Origin of the sequence: Hydrogenophaga sp. UC242_50, assembly GCF_042697355.1 — a bacterium.
Taxonomy (GTDB): domain Bacteria; phylum Pseudomonadota; class Gammaproteobacteria; order Burkholderiales; family Burkholderiaceae_C; genus Hydrogenophaga.
In genome coordinates this window covers 4,469,059-4,485,603 of sequence record NZ_CP170553.1, presented here as the reverse complement: position 1 = coordinate 4,485,603, position 16,545 = coordinate 4,469,059, and the positions used below count along the sequence as shown (strand labels likewise).

The window sequence follows — 16,545 nt, the reverse complement described above, 5'->3', positions numbered from 1 at the left end:
AGCACCATGGCCCACTTCTTCATTCACCGTCCCGTTTTCGCCTGGGTGCTGTCCATCGTGGTCATGCTCGCGGGGTTCATGTCCATCTTCACCCTGCCGCTGGAGCAGTACCCCGACATCGCGCCCCCGCGCGTCTCGATCAACACCATCTACACCGGCGCCTCGGCCGAGACCGTGGCCGACTCCGTCACCCAGGTGATCGAGCAGCAGCTCAAGGGCATCGACAACGTGCTCTACATGAGCTCGACCAGCGACTCCGCCGGCCGCTCGCGCACGCAGCTGACCTTCGCCCCCGGCACCGACATCGACGTGGCCCAGGTGCAGGTGCAGAACAAGCTGCAGACGGCCATGAACCGGCTGCCCGAGGCGGTGAAGAGCCGGGGCGTGTTCGTGAACAAGGGCGGTCAGGACAACCTGATGACCTACGTCTTCACCTCGCCCGACCCCACGGTCACGCAGGTGGCGATCGGTGACTACATCACCAGCAACGTGGTCGACGTGATCTCGCGCATCGACGGCGTGGGCGACGTGAGCGTGTTCGGCACCAGCTACGCCATGCGCATCTGGATGGACCCGGGCAAGCTGGAGCAGTTCGCGCTGATGCCCTCGGACATCGTCTCGGCGCTGAACTCGCAGAACGCCCAGGTCTCCGCCGGCCAGCTCGGCGCGCTGCCCGCGGTGAAGGACCAGATGCTCAACGCCACGATCACGGCGCGCACCAAGCTCAAGACGGTGGACGAATTCCGCGGCATCGTGCTCAAGGCCGCCGCCGACGGTTCGCTCGTCACCGTGGGCGACGTGGCCCGCGTCGAGCTGGACGCCGACAACCTGACGGTGAAGTCCCGCCTGAACAACCAGCCCGGCGCCGGCCTGGGCATCGTGCTGGCCGACGGCGCCAACGCCATGGCCGTGGCCACGGCGGTCAACGCCAAGATGGCCGAACTCGCGCCCTTCTTCCCCGACGGCATCACCGGCGTCATCAGTTCCGACACCACGCCCTATGTGCGCGCCTCCATCAAGGAAGTGGCCGTCACCCTGGCCGAGGCCATGGTGCTGGTGGTGATCGTGATGTTCATCTTCCTGCAGAACCTGCGCGCCACGCTGATCCCCGCCATCGCCGTGCCGGTGGTGCTGCTGGGCACTTTCGGCGTGCTCTCGGTGCTCGGGTACTCCATCAACATGCTCACCATGTTCGCCATGGTGCTGGCCATCGGCCTGCTGGTGGACGATGCGATCGTGGTGGTGGAAAACGTCGAGCGCGTGATGCACCAGGAGGGTCTGCCCGCGAAGGAGGCCACCATCAAGTCCATGGCCGAGATCACACCCGCGCTGGTGGGCATCGGCCTCACGCTCTCGGCGGTGTTCATCCCGATGGCCTTCTTCTCGGGCTCGGTGGGCGTGATCTACCGGCAGTTCTCGGTCGCCATCGTCTCGGCCATGGCGTTCTCGGTGCTGGTGGCGCTCTCGCTCACGCCGGCCCTGTGCGCCACCATCCTCAAACCCACCGAGCACCTGCACGAGGGCGCGCCCGCTCGCAAAGGCATGCTGGGCTGGGTGGACCGCTTCTTCCGCTGGTTCAACGCCGGCTTCGACCGCAACTCCACCCGCTACCAGGGCGCGGTGCGCCAGCTGCTGCTGCGCAGCAAGCGCGTGATGCTGCTGTTCGCGCTGCTCGTCTGCGGCGTGGTGTTCCTGTTCCAGAAGCTGCCCACCTCCTTCCTGCCGGTGGAAGACCAGGGCTTCATCACCGCCAGCGTGACGCTGCCGGCCGGCTCGTCGGACGCGCAGCTCGAAACCGTTCTGCAGGACATCACCCGCTACTTCAACGCCCAGCCCGATGTGCTGCGCGTCAACTCCATCGCGGGCAACAGCGGCAACCAGAGCTCGGGCAACATCTTCGTGCGCCTCAAGCCCTGGGACGAACGCCCCAACCCCGAGCAGAGCGCCGAGGCGATCTCGCGCAAGGCCACGCGCGACCTCTCGCGCATCCGCGCGGCGCGCATCTTCGTCTCCATGCCGCCGGCCGTGCGCGGCCTGGGCTCGGACGCCGGCGTGAACTTCATGCTCAAGGACATCAACGGCCTGGGCAACGAGGCGCTGCGGGCGGCCAAGGACCGCGTGGTCGAGCTGGCCGGCCAGCACCCCTCGCTGACCAACATGCGCACCACCGACTTCGACGTCACCTCCGAACTCAAGGTGGTGATCGACGACCGCAAGGCCGCCGCGCTGGGCCTGTCCACCAACGACATCAACAACGTGCTCTCCAGCGCCGTCGGCGGCTCCTACGTCAACGACTTCGTGCACAACGGCCGCGTCAAGCGCGTCTACGTGCAGGGCGACGCGCCCTACCGCATGCTGCCGCAGGACATCGGCAAGTGGACGGTGCGCAACCGCAACGGCGAGATGGTGCCGCTCGCGGCCTTCACCTCCACCACCTGGACCAGCAGCGCGCCCCAGCTGCTGCGCTACAACGGCTCGCCGGCCATGGAGATGATCGCCAACACGGCGCCCGGCGTGAGCTCGGGCGATGCGATGCGCGCGGTCGAATCCATCATGGCCGAGATGCCGGTGGGCATCGGCTACGAATGGACGGGTGCGTCCCTGCAGGAGCGCCAGTCGGGCGCGCAGGCGCCGCTGCTGTACGCCATTTCCATCCTCTTCGTGTTCCTGTGCCTGGCCGCGCTCTATGAAAGCTGGAGCGTGCCGTTCTCGGTCATCCTCGCGGTGCCGCTGGGCATCGTCGGTGCCTTGCTGCGCCACGTACTTCCGGGGCATGTCCAACGACGTGTACTTCCAGGTGGGGCTGTTGACCACCGTGGGGCTGGCGTCCAAGAACGCCATCCTGATCGTGGAGTTCGCGGTGCAGCTGCAGGACCAGGGCCGCAGCATCTTCGACGCCACGCTGGAGGCGGTGCGCCGGCGCCTGCGCCCCATCCTGATGACCTCGCTGGCCTTCGGCTTCGGCGTGCTGCCGCTCGCGCTGGGCACCGGCCCGGGCGCGGCCAGCCGCCAGGCCATCGGCACCGCCGTGCTCGGAGGCACCGTGCTGTCCACCTCGCTGGGCCTGTTCTTCGTGCCCGTGTTCTTCCTGCTGGTGCGCAGCTGGGTGCAGCGCAGGCGCGCGAAGGCCGCCGCCGCCGTGCCGCCCCTGGCCACGCCCGCGCTGTCGCACCAAGGAGGAGAAGCGTGATGCACCCCATGACGACCCCCCCCTTCCAGCGGGCCGCCACCGTCGGCGCCTTGCTCCTGTTGCTGGCCGGTTGCGCCGTGCAACCCCCGGCCAAGCCCGACGTGCAAGGCGTGGTCGCCCCCACGCTGGGCCAGCCGCTGGCCGTGGTGGACGCCAGCGCCGCCGCCGTGCAGACCTCGCAGCGCCTGGCCTGGGTGCAGCACCCGGGCCTGCGCCAGTCGATCGCGCAGGCGCTCACCCACAACCGCGACCTGCGCGTGGCCCTGTCCAACATCGAGCGCGCCCGCGCGCAGTACGGCATCACCAGCGCGGCCCAGCTGCCCACCGTCGCCGCCACCGCGCAGGGCAGCCGCAGCCGCACCGCGGCCGACCTCGCCAGCAATCGCCAGTCCACCACCTCCACGCAGTACACCGCGCAACTCGCCATCACCAGCTTCGAACTCGATTTCTGGGGCCGCGTGCGCAACCTCAACGAGGCGGCGCTGCAGCAGTTCCTGCAGTCCGAGGAAAACCAGCGCAACGTGCGCATCACGCTGGTGGCCGACGTCACCAACGCCTGGCTCAACCTGGCCGCCAACGAAGCCCGCCTGACCCTGGCGCGCGACACCCTGGCCGGCCGCGAAAAGGCCTACCAGCTCACCGAGCGCATCCACCAGCTGGGGGGCACCTCGGGCCTGGTGCTGGCGCAGAACCGCATCACCGTGGAAACCGCGCGCGGCGACGTGGCCGCCTTCACGGCCCAGGTCGCCAAGGACCGCAACGCCCTCGAAGCCCTGGTGGGCAGCGGCCTGCGCCGCGAATGGCTGCCCACCGCCGAGACCCTGCGTGCCGAGCCGGCGGCCGCGCCCGCCGCGCTGATGGCGCTGCCGGCCGAATTGCCGTCGTCCTTGCTGCTCGAGCGCCCCGACGTGCGCGCCTCCGAATACAACCTGCAGGCCTTGTCGGCCAACGTGGCGGCGGCGCGCGCCGCGCTGTTCCCCACCATCAGCCTGAGCACCAGCATCGGCACCGGCAGCCGCGAGCTGGACAACCTGTTCGGCAGCGGCAACAACACCTGGAGCTTCGTGCCGCAGATCCGCTGGCCGATCTTCGACGGCGGCGCCGCGCGCGCCTCGGTCGACGTGGCCCAGGCCAACCGCGACATCGCGGTGGCCCAGTACGAAAAAGCCATCCAGACCGCGTTTCGCGAAGCCTCGGACGCGCTGGCCGAACGCGCGCAATGGGAGGCCCGCCTGGCGGCGCAGCAGGCCGTGGTGGACGCCAACGCGCGCGCCTTCGAACTCTCCGAAGCGCGCTTCACCTCGGGCGTGGACAACTACCTCACCGTGCTCGACGCGCAACGCGGCCTGTACGCCGCGCAGCAGGCCTTGATCGCCCTGCGGCAGTCCGAACAGGCCAACCGCGTGGCGCTGTGGAAGGTGCTGGGCGGCAACCTGACGCCGGCCTCCTGACGCCCGACGGCCCGCAGCGGCGGCCGGCCTTCGGCCCGCATCAGCCCAAGGCCCGGAATTTCAGGAAACGCTGGCCTTCGTACGTCAGTTCGCCATCCGGGGCGAAGCCGAGTCTGGCCAGGCCCCGGGTTCGAGAACGACTCGGCGGCAGCAGAATGCTGACCGCGCCAATGCCGAGTTCCGCCCGGCGGTTCATGAAGCCGCGAAACATCTCGGCACCGTGTCCCCAGTAGGCCGGCAGCAGAACCAGCGCGAGGTCGGCCTCATCGCCTTCGCGCTGAAAACCGCCCCAGCCTGCAAACTGGCCGTCCACCCGGATGGACCACGGCCCATAGCCACGCTCCAGCCATTGCGCGTCTTTGCCCTTGGCCCAGTCCGCGGCAGCGTCCCGCGTCCAATCGGCCATCAGCGAGTGGCATGTGGCGGATCACGTCCGGGTGATTCAGGAGACTCATCCAGTCTTCGGTCGGGATGTCGGAGAACGGGTGCAGCGTGAAGGCCATGCCTGGGTATTTCAAAAGTCAACAAGGGGCGGGATGGAGCGCCGGGCGCGGGTGTGTGTCAAATCATTGTTAATCGGCTTGCGCGGGCTCTCTCGCCTGCTTATCTTCGCTGCCTCTCGACTCGCCTCCAAGCAGCATGAAAAACAGCAACCTGAAAAAATGGTCCGCCGAGTTCCTCGGCACGTTCTGGCTCACGTTCGGCGGCTGCGGCAGCGCGGTGCTGGCGGCGGCCTTTCCGCAGCTCGGCATCGGCTTCGTCGGCGTCTCCCTGGCTTTCGGCCTGACGGTGCTGACCGGCGCCTACGCCTTCGGGCCGATCTCCGGCGGCCACTTCAATCCGGCGGTCTCGCTGGGCCTGGCGCTCGGGGGCCGCTTCCGCGCGGCCGAGCTGCCGGGCTATGTGGTCTCGCAGGTGCTGGGTGCCGTGGCCGCGGCCGGCGTGCTGTACCTCATCGCCACCGGCAAGCCGGGCTTTGAAGTGGGCGGTTTCGCGACCAATGGCTTTGGCGAGCACTCGCCCGGCGGCTACGACATGACGGCCGCGCTGCTGACCGAAGTGGTGCTTACCGCCGTGTTCCTGCTCGTCATCCTCGGCGCCACCGCGAAACGCGCGGCCGCCGGCTTCGGCGGCCTGGCCATCGGCCTGTGCCTGACCCTGATCCACCTGATCTCGATCCCGGTCACCAACACCTCGGTCAACCCGGCGCGCAGCACCGGCCCGGTGCTGTTCGGCCCGGCCATCGCGCTGGATCAACTCTGGCTGTTCTGGCTCGCGCCCCTGGTCGGCGCGGCCATCGGGGCGCTGATCTGGCGCGCCTTGCTGGCCGACGGCGACGAAGGCTGAGCCGCCTTCTTCTTGCGGCGCGACAGCAGGCGCAACAGCGCGCTTTCGGTGGTGCCGCTGGCTTTCTCTTCTTTCCTCGCCGGGCCGTCGAGCACGGCCTGCAGCACCGCCGGGTGGATGTAGAAGCGGCGGCACACCGCCTGCGTGTTGCCGATCTGCCGGGCCACCTGGCGCACCACTTCGACCACCGTGGCGCGCGTGGGCGCCACCGCGTCCCCGGGTGCGGAGGGCGCCAGCCCGGCGGTCAGCTCCAGCGCGAGCACGCTGGCGTGCCAGGTGCGGAAATCCTTGGCCGTGAAGTCGTGGCCGCTCACGCGCCGCAGGTATTGGTTGACGTGTTGTGAGCGCACCGGGCGGCGCCGCCCGGCGTCGTCGATGTACTGGAACAGGTGTTGCCCTGGCAGGTCCTGGCAGCGCTGCACGATGCGGGCGGTGGCCGGGTCGGTGAGCCGCGCGGTCTGCTCCACGCCGCTCTTGCCGCGGAATCGGATCTCCAGGCTGGCCGCGCGCGTGCGCACATGGCGGTTGCGCAGGGTGGTCAGGCCGAACGAACCGTTCTCCGTCGCGTAGGCCTCATTGCCCACGCGCAGCGCGGTGCGGTCCAGCAGCCGCACGATGGCGGCCACCACGGTGTCCAGCGTCAGTTCGTGGCTGCGCAGGTCGCGCGTCACCGCGCGGCGAATGCGCGGCAGGGTGCGGCCGAATTCGCGCATGCGGTCGAACTTCTGCTGTTCGCGCCTGGCCTGCCAGTCGGCGTGGTAGCGGTACTGCTTGCGGCCCCGCGCATCGCGCCCCGTGGCCTGCAGGTGCCCGCGCGCGCTGGGGCAGATCCACACCTCGGTGTAGGCGGGTGGAATCGCCAGGCGCTTGATGCGGTCCAGCTGCGCGGCGTCGCGGATCGCGCGCCCGGTGGCGCTCAGATAGGCAAAGCCCTTGCCTCGGCGCACGCGGGTCCAGCCGGGGGTGTCGTCCTGCGCGTAGGTGAGTGGGGCGGGCATGGTGCCAGTGTCCGCGCCCCGCGCGCGGCGTGTGTCGGCGCCGTCCGTATGGTGTGTAGGAAGGGGCCGTCAGCCCCGGCCCACGAACGGCATCTGGCTGGCCATCACCGTCATGTTGAGCACATTGGTGGACAGCGGCAGGCCCGCCATGTAGCGCACGGCCTCGGCCACGTGCGCCACGTCCATCATGGGTTCGGTGGCGATGGTGCCGTTGGCCTGGCGCACGCCCTGCGTCATGCGGGCCGAGAGCTCGGTCAGCGCGTTGCCGATGTCGATCTGGCCGCACACGATGTTGTAGGGCCGGCCGTCCAGCGCGATGGTCTTGGTCAGGCCCAGCACCGCGTGCTTGCTCGCCGTGTAGGGGCAGCTGAAGGGGCGGGGCGCGTGGGCCGAGATCGAGCCGTTGTTGATGATGCGCCCGCCCTGCGGGGTCTGCCGGCGCATCAGGCCGAAGGCGGCGCGCGCGCAGAGGTAGACGCCGGTCACGTTGGTGTCGATCACGTCCTTCCAGCGCTCGACCGGCAGCTCGTCCATGGGCACGGCCGGCGCGTTCACGCCCGCGTTGTTGAACAGCACGTCGAGCCGCCCCATAGCGCTGTTCGATCTGATCGAACAGCGCCTGCACGCTGTGCTCGTCCCGCACGTCGGCGGGGATGGCGACCGCGTTGGGCCCACCCGCTTGCGCCACCGCCGCCAGCGGCTCGGGGCGGCGCCCGGTGAGCACGACGTGGTAACCGTCCTTCAACAAGCCGAGCGCCACGGCGCGGCCGATGCCGCTGCCCGCGCCCGTGACCAGGGCGATCTTGGAAGTTGTCTCTGAAGCCATGCGAATCCTTGGGGAGTGGAGGTGGATGGGGCGAGGGCCATGTTAATCGGCGGTCCGGGCGCTCTATCACCTGGGCTCCGGGAAAACCCCGGTGCTTATGCCAACCAACGGATATATAACAACAATGTTGGTATATCTCGATATCGGGTGTATCGACACGCGTCGAACCGGAACACGGCATCACAAACAGGAGACAAGTCATGAATCGAACACTCGCATCGCATGTGCGCCTGGTCACGCTGGCGGCGGGCTGCCTGCTGGGCGGCGCGTCCGCTCTGGCGCAGGACGCCTTCCGCATCGCAGGCATCGTGCCGCTCAGCGGCGCCTGGGGCATCGTGGGAGAGAACATGCGCCGAGGCGCCACCATCGCCTTCGAGGAGCGCAACAACCGCGTGCTGGGCAAGCCCATCGAGGCGGTGTGGGAAGACACCGAGACGTCCACCCAGGTGGCGGTGCAGAAGACCACGCGGGTCCTGGCGCGCGACACGCACACCCTGTTCGGCGAGGTGAGTTCGGGCTCCACGCTGGCGATCATGAAACTCACCGAGCAGCGCAAGGTGCCGCAGATCATTACGCTCTCGGCGGACGACCGCATCACCGGTGCCGACAAGACGCGCTACGCCTTCCGCACCTCCAACACCGTTGCGCATGGAGAACCGCATGATCGGCGAGTTCGCCAAGCGCCAGGGCGTGAAGAAGGTCTACGGCATCGTGTCGGACTACCAGGTGGGCCGCGACATGTGGGCCTCGCTCAAGGCCGACATGGAGAGCAAGGGCATCGCGATCGCGGGCATCGACTTCACGCCGATCGGCACCAAGGACTACGCGATCCTGCTGGACAAGGCGATGAAGTCCGGCGCCGACGGCCTGGCGCTCATCGTGGTGGGCGGCGACACCGTGACCTCGCTCAAGCAGGGCGGCGACGTGGGCCTGGCGAGCAAGATGAAGGTGATGGGCACCATGCTGATGGACGAAACACAGGGCCAGTCGGTCGGCGCCGGCGGCGCGCTCGGTGTGCATTCCACGCTGCGTTACCACTTCACCCAGGACACGCCGCGCAACAAGCGCTTCGTGGCCGCCTACCGCGCGAAATACGGCGAGCTGCCCAGCCAGTACGCGGGCGAGGCCTACGACGGCATGAGCTGGTGGCTCGACGTGGTCGAGAGCACCGGCGTGTGGGACAAGGAAAAGTGGGTCGACGCGTTCAGGAACAGCGTGCGCAACGACTCGGTGGAGGGCGCCAAGCGCATGCGCGCCTGCGACAACCAGGCCGAGCAGGTGGGCCTGTTCGGCACCGCCGTCGCCGGTGGCGCGGGCCAGCCACCCGTCACGATGAAGGTCACCGAAACCTTCACCGCGCAGGACCTCTTCAAGCCCTGCCAGTGAGCGGGCCCGCACCGGCGAGCGAGCAACCTCCATGTCCACCTTCGTCATCGGTCTGAGCATCGGCATGCTGCTGTTCCTGCTGGCCGCGGGGCTGACGCTGATCTTCGGCATGCTGCGCATCATCAACTTCGCGCACGGCGCGCTCTACATGCTGGGGGCCTACCTGGCGTTCCAGATCGCGTGGTGGGCCGGTTTCTGGTGGGCCATCGCCCTGGTGCCGGTGCTGCTGGCGCTGGTGGGGGTGCTGATCGAGCGGCTCACGCTGCGGCCCATCTACTCGGCGCCGCACGAGTTCCAGCTGCTCATCACCTTCGGGCTCATTCTGGTGCTCGAAGAAGTGGTGCGCGCCACCTGGGGGCTGAGCGGCAAGAGCATCGCGGTGCCGCCGTGGTTGTCGGGCAGCGTCGCGCTGTTCGACACGGACGTCTCGCGCTACCGCCTGTTCGTCATCGCCGTCGGCGCGGCCACCATGGCCGTGCTGCTGCTGGGCATCGAGCGCTCGCGCATCGGGCTGGTGATCCGTTCGTGCAGCACGCACCCCTTGATGGCCGCCACCCTGGGGGTGCGTGTGGACCGCGTGCGCACGGCGGTGTTCGCCGTGGGCGCGGCGCTCGCCGGCCTGGGCGGCGCCATGGCCGGGCCGATGCTGCCGATCCAGCTGCAGATGGGCGGCACCATCATCCTGGACTGTTTCATCGTGGTCATCATCGGTGGCCTGGGCAACATCCGCGGCGCCATGGTGGGCGCGCTGCTGATCGGCATGACCCGCGCCTTTGGCCAGCAATACCTGCCCGACTGGATCGACACGCTGACCTACGCCGTGCTCATCGCCACGCTGCTGCTGCGGCCGCAGGGCCTTTTCAGCAAGAAGGAGCGACTCGCATGAGCCGTATCGAACGCCTGGACATCCGGCTGTGCCTGCTGGCCATCGCCATCCTCGTGGCACTGCGCATCGGCACGCGCGACGAGGGCATTCTTTTCGTCGCCTGCCTGGTCATGGTGTGGTCCATCTTCGCGCTGGCTTACGACCTGGTGTTCGGCACCACGGGCATCCTCTCCTTCGGCCACGCCGCCTACTTCGGCATGGGCGCCTACGGCATGGCCTGGGCGCAGATGCACGGCGGCCTGCCATTCAGCCTGGGTCTGGTGGCCGCCGCGCTGCTGGGCGCGGCCTGCGCCTGGGCCGTGAGCCTGATCGGCAGCCGCATCACCGGCCTGTTCTTCTCACTGCTCACGCTGATGCTGGCCGAGCTCATGTCCATCCTCATGCTCACGCGCCTGCGTGGCCTCTCCGGCGGGGTGGACGGCCTGCCCGGCGTGGCGCGGCCGGCCTGGGGCGAGATCGACTTCTTCCACAACGCCAACTTCTTCTGGGTCGTGTACGTGGTGTTCGTGGCCGTGGTGCTGGCTTGCTGGGTGCTGCGCCGTTCGCCGCTGGGGCAGGCCTGGCAGGCGGTGCGGCAGAACCCGGTGCGCGCCGAGCAGCTCGGTTTTGGCGTGCGGCCGTTGCGCCAGTCCGCCATGGCCGTCTCCGGTGCGCTCTCGGGCGTCGCCGGCGGCCTGCTGGCCTCGTTGATGATGTACACCGGCCCGCAGATGCTGAACTGGAAAACCTCGGGCGACGTTCTCATCATGACACTGCTCGGTGGCAGCGGCACGCTGCTCGGCCCCATCGTCGGCGTGGCGTTCTTCGAGGTGCTGCGCGAAGTGCTCGCGGCCTATTCCGACTACTGGTACGGCCTGGTGGGCCTGGTGTTCATCCTGTGCACGCTCTTTCTGCGCAAGGGGCTGGCCGGTACCGCACTGCACTGGTGGAGCCAACGATGAAGACCGCTACCCAGGCGCCAGCCATCGCGTGTTCGGGCATCACGGTCGAGTTCGACGGCTTCGTCGCCCTCAACAACGTGGCGCTGGACGTGCCCACGGGCAAGACCGTGGGCCTCATCGGCCCCAACGGCGCGGGCAAGACCACGCTGCTCAATGCCATCAGTGGCCGCGCGCCGCTCAAGTCCGGCCGCATCGAACTCTGGGGTGATGAGATCACGCGCCTCTCGGTCGCCGCGCGCACGCGCCGGGGCCTGGGGCGCAGCTTCCAGATCATCAACATCTTCCAGGAGATGACCACCTTCGAGAACCTGCGCGTGGCCGCGCAGCCGCCGCGTTTTCGCCTGCAGCCCTTCTGGCGGCCGGTGGACCGGTGGGGCGAGCTGGGCGAGCGGGCGCGCGAGGTCGCGTCCGTCGTCGGCCTGTCCGATGTGCTGGACCGGCCCGTTGCGCACGCTCAGTCACGGCCGCCAGCGCGCGGTGGAACTCGGCCTGGCGCTCATGGCCGACCCGCGCGTGTTGCTGCTGGACGAGCCGCTGGCCGGTGTGGGGCACCACGAGATCGCCGCCACGCTGGAGCTGATCGAACGCGTGCGCGAGCACCGCACCGTGCTGCTGGTGGAACACAACATGGACGTGGTCATGAAGCTGTCCGACGAGATCGTCGTGATGATGGGTGGCGAGGTGCTCATGCGAGGCACGCCCGCCGAAGTGCGCGCCGACCCGCGCGTGAAGCGTGCCTACCTGGGCGACGACAACCGCCAGGAGGTGGCCCATGCTTGAGTTGAAGAACGCCGACGTGTTCTACGGCAAGGCGCAGGCCTTGCACGGCGTCTCCATCGCCTGCGCGCCCAACGAAGTGCTCGCGCTGGTGGGCCGCAATGGCGCGGGCAAGTCCACCACGCTGCGCGCGATGATGGGGCAGATTCCCCTGTGGCAGGGGCAGCGCGAGCTCGATGGCCAGGACATCACGGGCCTGTCGCTGCCCGATTCGAGCCGGCGCGGCATCGCGCTCGTGCCCGACAGCCGGGACATCATCAGCGGCCTGAGCGCCGAGGAAAACCTCTTGCTCGCCAGCCTGAGCCATCCGCCCGGGCATTGGACCATCGAGCGCGTGTACGCCCTGTTTCCGCGCCTGCGCGAACGGCGGCTGGCGCAGGGCACGTCGCTGTCCGGCGGCGAGCAGCAGATGCTGGCCATTGGCCGCGCGCTGCTCACCAACCCGCGTTACCTGCTGCTGGACGAGCCCACCGAAGGGCTCGCGCCCGTCATCATCGAGCAGATCGTGGCGGCCATCGAGTTCGTGAGCCGCGCCGGTGTGTCGGTGCTGCTGGTGGAGCAGAACTTCCGCGTGCCCCGGCGCGTCGCGCAACGCTTCTGCCTGCTCGACAGCGGGCGCGTGGTGTGGAGCGGCGGCCGCGACCAGATCGACGACCGGCTGGAGGCCATGCTCTCCGGCCTGCAACACGAGATCCCCGCATGAACCTGCCGAACACCGCGCGCGCCGCCCCGCTGGCCGCCGACGATCCCCGCTCGCAGAACCCGCAGCTCGAAGACCTGGTGAACTTCGTCGGCTACCGGCCCCACGCCCTGCTCACCATGGCGCGCAAGCCCGGCGTGCTGCCGGCGGTGCTGGGCTTGGTGCAGACCACGCTGCGCGGCGATGGGTTGATCGAGCCCGGCCTGCGCTTTCTGCTGGGGGCCGAAGCCTGCCGGGGCGCGCGCTGCGCCTACAGCGCCGTGCATGTGGTGCACGCCGCGCAGCACGCGGGCGTGGGCTGGGCGGCCTTGGCCGCCTTGCCCGAGTACCTCGACAGCGCGCACTTCGGCGAACGCGAACGCGCGGCCCTGCGCATCGCCAGCGCGGGCGCCACGCTGCCCGTGGGCGATGCCAGCCAGGCGTTCGACGAGGCGCGCCGGCACTTCGCCGAGGACGAGCTGATCGAGATCGTCTCCATCGTGGCCTTGTTCGGCTGGTTCAACCGCTGGAACAGCCTGATGCGGACCACCCTCGAACCCGAGCCCGCCCAGGCGCTGCATCATGTAGGCTGGTTGCAACAACTGTGGAAGGAAACCCACCCGTGAGCCTGGCCGATACCGCCCCCAAGACCCGCCGGACCCGCCCACCCAAAGCGGCCCCCGACACGCAGGCCCAGGCGCCGGGGCTGGACGCCGAGCGCGCCGCGATGCGCACGCTGGAACTGGTGTTCTTCGTGCACCTGCAGATGGCCGATATCGCCGACCAGGTGCTGATGGACCACGGCCTGGGCCGTCCCCACCACCGCGTGCTCCACTTCGCGGGACGCACGCCCGGCATCACCGTGGGCTCGCTGATGTCGCTGCTGCGCATCAGCAACCAGGCCCTCTCGCGCACCACCAACCAGCTCACCACCATGGGGCTGCTGGAACAGCGCTACAGCACCGAAGACCGCCGCGTGCGCCAGAACTACCTCACCGCCGACGGGCAGGCCTTGCTCGGTTTGCTCACGCAGCGGCAGATCGCGCTGATCGGGCAGGCGCAGGCGCGGCTCTCCAAGGCGGAGATCGAAGGCATGTGGAACGGCCTCTCCGTCATGGTGCGGCCGGAAGACATGGCCTGGGTCACCACGCATCCCTTCGACCTCCCGACACCACCCTGACCCACCCCGACACCACCGAACATGTACAGCGAGATCCACAACCCCCGCCGCTGGCTGCTGAGCGCCGCGCTCAAGGAACGGGCCACCCGGTCGCCCGACGCCCCCTGGCTCACCGACAGCGAGGGTGCGAGCCTCAGCTTCGGGCAGGCGCACACCCACAGCCTGCGCGCGGCCGGCTTCTTCGAGCGCCTGGGCGTGCGGCGCGCCGACCGCGTCGGCGTGTTCATGTTCAACGGCTGCGACTTCGCCACCGCATGGATGGGGCTGGCCCACCTGGCCGCCACCACCGTGTTCCTCAACACCGAGCTGCGCGCCACGTTCCTGCGGCACCAGCTCGTCGACTCCGCGCTGGGTTGCGTGGTGGTCGATGCCGAGCTGCTCGGCGCGCTCGCCGACATCGCCGACGAGGTGCCCGACCTGCGCACCGTCATCGTGGTGGGCGGGCCGTCCAGCGCCAGGCTGCCCGAGCGCTGGCAGGTGCTCGCCTGGCCGGACTGGGCCCAGCAGCCCGACTGGGACGGCCCCGGCCCCGCGCCCGAAGACATCGCCTGCATCATGTACACCTCGGGCACCAGCGGACCGAGCAAGGGCGTGCTCATGCCCCACGCGCATTGCGCGCTCTACGGCATCGGCACGATCCAGTGCGTGGAACTCACGGCGCAGGACCGCTACTACGTCAGCCTGCCGCTGTTCCACGCCAACGGCCTGCTCATGCAGCTGGGCGCCACGCTGCTGGCCGGCATCCCCGCCTTCGTGCGCCGCCGCTTCAGCGCCAGCGCCTGGCTGGCCGACGTGCGCGAACACGGGGCCACCGTGACCAACCTGCTGGGCGCCACCGCCGGTTTCATCATCCACCAGCCGCCCTCGGCGCAGGACCGCGAGCACTCGCTGCGCGCCGTGCTCACCGCCCCGAACCTGGCCCAGCACGAGGCCGCCTTCCGCGAGCGCTTCGGCGTGAAAGACATCGTCTCGGGCTTCGGCATGACCGAGGTCAACATCCCCATCTGGGGCCGCATCGGCCGCTCCGTGCCCGGCGCGGCGGGTTGGACGCACGAACAGCACTTCGAGGTGCGCATCGCCGATCCCGAGACCGACGAGGCCCTGCCGCCGGGCCAGATGGGCGAGATCCTCGTGCGCCCCAAGGTGCCCTTCGGCTTCATGGCCGGCTACTTCAATGCCCCGGCCAAGACCGTGGAGGCCTGGCGCAACCTCTGGTTCCACACCGGCGACGCCGGCACCATGCGGGAAGACGGCCTGGTCACCTTCGTGGACCGCATCAAGGACTGCATCCGCCGGCGCGGCGAGAACATCTCGGCCACCGAAGTGGAAGAGGTTGTGGCCGCGCTGCCGGGCATCGAGGAAGTGGCCGCCTACGCCGTGCCCTCGGACGTGCCGGGTGGCGAAGACGAGGTCATGCTCGCGCTCGTGCCCAAGGCGGGCGCCACGCTGGACGGTGCGGAGATCCTGCGCATCGCCAGCGGGCAACTGCCGCGCTTTGCCAAGCCGCGCTTCGTCAAGTTCGTGGAGGCCCTGCCCAAGACCGCCACCGGCAAGGTGCAGCGCGCGGTGCTGCGCAAGCAGGGCATCGAGGGCGCGCTGGACGTGCAACAGGGCTGAGGCACTCTCTCTCCATCAAGGCGCGTGACCCGTGCTCGTGGGGGCGGGCGTGGACGGCAGCTGGCTCAAGATCAGCAGCGTGATCACCGAGGTGGCCGCCATCACACCGAGCAGGGCGGTGAAGCCGGCCTGCTTGACCACCGGACCGATCAGCCACACCGCCAGCGAACTCGCGCCCAGCGACACCGCCAGGCGCATGCCCGAGACGCGGGAGCGCAGGCTGTCGTCGACGAAGCGCACGATCATCGCGTCGGTGAACGGGATGGCGCCGAAGATCGTCGCCATGAAGAGGAACTGCACGGCGTAGAAGGCCCAGCCGTCCAGCACCATCGACAAGCCCAGCAGCACGGCCTGCGCCGCGATGATGCTCACGTACAGCGACTTGAGCGCCACCCGGTCGATCAGGTGTCCCACGAGCAACTGCGTGAACGAGGCCACCGCGTAGATCGCGGCGAGCAGCAGGCCGATCTGCGCCGGGTCCTGAAGAAGGGCCTGCAGGCGATCGCTCAGCAGCTCGTAGTTGCTGTTGGTCGAGAAGTTGAACAACAGGCTGCCGCTGGTGGCGGCGATGGTCATCACCAGGAAGAGCCTGGCCATGGACACATCGGCCGGCGCCACGGTGGTGGCGGACTTCTTCTTCGCGGGCGCGGCCTGTTCGCGCGTGGCGAGCAGCGCGAAGGCCACGCCGAACAGCAGGCACAGGGCGCCCGGCACCGCGAACGCCATGCGCCAGCCGAAGTACTTCACCAGGAAGCCGGTGGCGACCGCCGCCACGGCCACGCCCAGGTTGCCCACCAGGCCGTTGATGCCGATGGTCCAGCCCGGGCGCGGCGCGCCCTGCACCAGCATGGGAATGCCCACCGGGTGGTAGATCGACGCGAAACAGCCCAGCAGCGCCAGCGCCAGCGCCATCTGCAGTGGCGTCTGCGTCGCGCTCACCAGCAGGGCCGCGCCACCCATGCCGAAGAAGAACACCAGCATCATGCGGCGGCGGCCCCACTGGTCGCCCAGCTTGCCCGAGGGCAGCGAGCCCACGCCGAAGAAAAAGAAGGCCGCCACGCTGTACGGCATCAGGTCCTCCCAGCGCGCCACGCCGAACTCGTGCGCGATCGTCGTCACGGCGGTGGCAAAAATCAGCAGGAACATGTGGTCGATCGCGTGACCGATGTTCAGCAGCCACTGCGTCGCGCATGGAATTTCGGGCAGGGCTGGAGGCGAGGGCGGGGTGCGTTGGCATACGTGAATGAAATGAAGGTCCGGCAGAGGA

At 69.1% G+C, this 16,545-nt stretch carries 13 protein-coding genes and 4 pseudogenes; 13 read left to right on the top strand and 4 right to left on the bottom strand.

Features of this window, described 5'->3' with window-relative positions:
- The first annotated feature begins 6 nt into the window (after positions 1 to 6).
- Both ACFJGX_RS22880 and ACFJGX_RS22875 read left to right on the top strand, forming a co-directional pair.
- Positions 7 to 3,190 (top strand): annotated as a pseudogene (locus ACFJGX_RS22880) (efflux RND transporter permease subunit).
- Complete coding sequence (locus ACFJGX_RS22875; protein ID WP_382327141.1) at positions 3,190 to 4,641, top strand: efflux transporter outer membrane subunit; 1,452 nt, start codon at positions 3,190 to 3,192, stop codon at positions 4,639 to 4,641. The pseudogene ACFJGX_RS22880 and the gene ACFJGX_RS22875 overlap by 1 nt, the downstream one beginning before the upstream one ends.
- Positions 4,642 to 4,681: 40 nt before the next feature.
- Here ACFJGX_RS22875 and ACFJGX_RS22870 read toward each other — a convergent pair whose 3' ends face one another.
- Positions 4,682 to 5,047: a GNAT family N-acetyltransferase gene (locus tag ACFJGX_RS22870; RefSeq protein WP_382327139.1), complete on the bottom strand. Its 366-nt coding sequence runs from the start codon at positions 5,045 to 5,047 to the stop codon at positions 4,682 to 4,684.
- Between the two features lie 233 nt (positions 5,048 to 5,280).
- Here ACFJGX_RS22870 and aqpZ point away from each other — a divergent pair, with 233 nt between their 5' ends.
- On the top strand, positions 5,281 to 5,988 hold the full coding sequence (gene aqpZ / locus ACFJGX_RS22865; protein ID WP_382323720.1) for an aquaporin Z: 708 nt from the start codon (positions 5,281 to 5,283) through the stop codon (positions 5,986 to 5,988).
- Here the strand turns inward: aqpZ and ACFJGX_RS22860 are convergent.
- Positions 5,895 to 6,986: a DNA topoisomerase IB gene (locus ACFJGX_RS22860; protein WP_382323721.1), complete on the bottom strand. Its 1,092-nt coding sequence runs from the start codon at positions 6,984 to 6,986 to the stop codon at positions 5,895 to 5,897. The genes aqpZ and ACFJGX_RS22860 overlap by 94 nt on opposite strands.
- A 69-nt stretch (positions 6,987 to 7,055) precedes the next feature.
- Positions 7,056 to 7,812 (bottom strand): annotated as a pseudogene (locus tag ACFJGX_RS22855) (SDR family oxidoreductase).
- Positions 7,813 to 8,012: 200 nt separating this feature from the next.
- On the opposite strand from ACFJGX_RS22855, the pseudogene ACFJGX_RS22850 reads away from it, so the two are divergent.
- The 10 genes and pseudogenes from ACFJGX_RS22850 to ACFJGX_RS22805 all read left to right on the top strand — a co-directional run.
- Positions 8,013 to 8,393, top strand: a pseudogene (locus ACFJGX_RS22850) (ABC transporter substrate-binding protein); the annotation flags it as partial.
- Positions 8,394 to 8,472: 79 nt separating this feature from the next.
- Complete coding sequence (locus ACFJGX_RS22845) at positions 8,473 to 9,198, top strand: ABC transporter substrate-binding protein (RefSeq protein WP_382327137.1); 726 nt, start codon at positions 8,473 to 8,475, stop codon at positions 9,196 to 9,198.
- Between the two features lie 31 nt (positions 9,199 to 9,229).
- Complete coding sequence (locus tag ACFJGX_RS22840) at positions 9,230 to 10,084, top strand: branched-chain amino acid ABC transporter permease (protein ID WP_291120566.1); 855 nt, start codon at positions 9,230 to 9,232, stop codon at positions 10,082 to 10,084.
- A complete protein-coding gene (locus ACFJGX_RS22835; protein ID WP_382327135.1) occupies positions 10,081 to 11,025 on the top strand; it encodes a branched-chain amino acid ABC transporter permease in 945 nt (314 codons plus the stop codon). Before ACFJGX_RS22840 ends, ACFJGX_RS22835 begins: the two co-directional genes overlap by 4 nt.
- Positions 11,022 to 11,505, top strand: a pseudogene (locus tag ACFJGX_RS22830) (ATP-binding cassette domain-containing protein); the annotation flags it as partial. The gene ACFJGX_RS22835 and the pseudogene ACFJGX_RS22830, both read left to right, overlap by 4 nt.
- A gap of 18 nt (positions 11,506 to 11,523) precedes the next feature.
- Entirely contained in the window at positions 11,524 to 11,805 is a 282-nt protein-coding gene (locus ACFJGX_RS22825; RefSeq protein WP_382328773.1) for a hypothetical protein, read from the top strand.
- A complete protein-coding gene (locus tag ACFJGX_RS22820) occupies positions 11,798 to 12,505 on the top strand; it encodes an ABC transporter ATP-binding protein (protein WP_382323726.1) in 708 nt (235 codons plus the stop codon). The genes ACFJGX_RS22825 and ACFJGX_RS22820 overlap by 8 nt, the downstream gene beginning before the upstream one ends.
- On the top strand, positions 12,502 to 13,107 hold the full coding sequence (locus ACFJGX_RS22815; RefSeq protein WP_382323727.1) for a carboxymuconolactone decarboxylase family protein: 606 nt from the start codon (positions 12,502 to 12,504) through the stop codon (positions 13,105 to 13,107). The genes ACFJGX_RS22820 and ACFJGX_RS22815 overlap by 4 nt, the downstream gene beginning before the upstream one ends.
- On the top strand, positions 13,104 to 13,661 hold the full coding sequence (locus tag ACFJGX_RS22810; protein WP_382323728.1) for a MarR family winged helix-turn-helix transcriptional regulator: 558 nt from the start codon (positions 13,104 to 13,106) through the stop codon (positions 13,659 to 13,661). The genes ACFJGX_RS22815 and ACFJGX_RS22810 overlap by 4 nt, the downstream gene beginning before the upstream one ends.
- Before the next feature lie 21 nt (positions 13,662 to 13,682).
- Complete coding sequence (locus ACFJGX_RS22805) at positions 13,683 to 15,278, top strand: AMP-binding protein (protein ID WP_382323729.1); 1,596 nt, start codon at positions 13,683 to 13,685, stop codon at positions 15,276 to 15,278.
- A gap of 15 nt (positions 15,279 to 15,293) precedes the next feature.
- On the opposite strand, the gene ACFJGX_RS22800 is transcribed toward ACFJGX_RS22805, so the two are convergent.
- Positions 15,294 to 16,424 (bottom strand): MFS transporter, encoded by a 1,131-nt coding sequence (locus ACFJGX_RS22800; RefSeq protein WP_382327133.1) that lies wholly within the window; start codon positions 16,422 to 16,424, stop codon positions 15,294 to 15,296.
- Between the last annotated feature and the right edge of the window lie 121 nt (positions 16,425 to 16,545).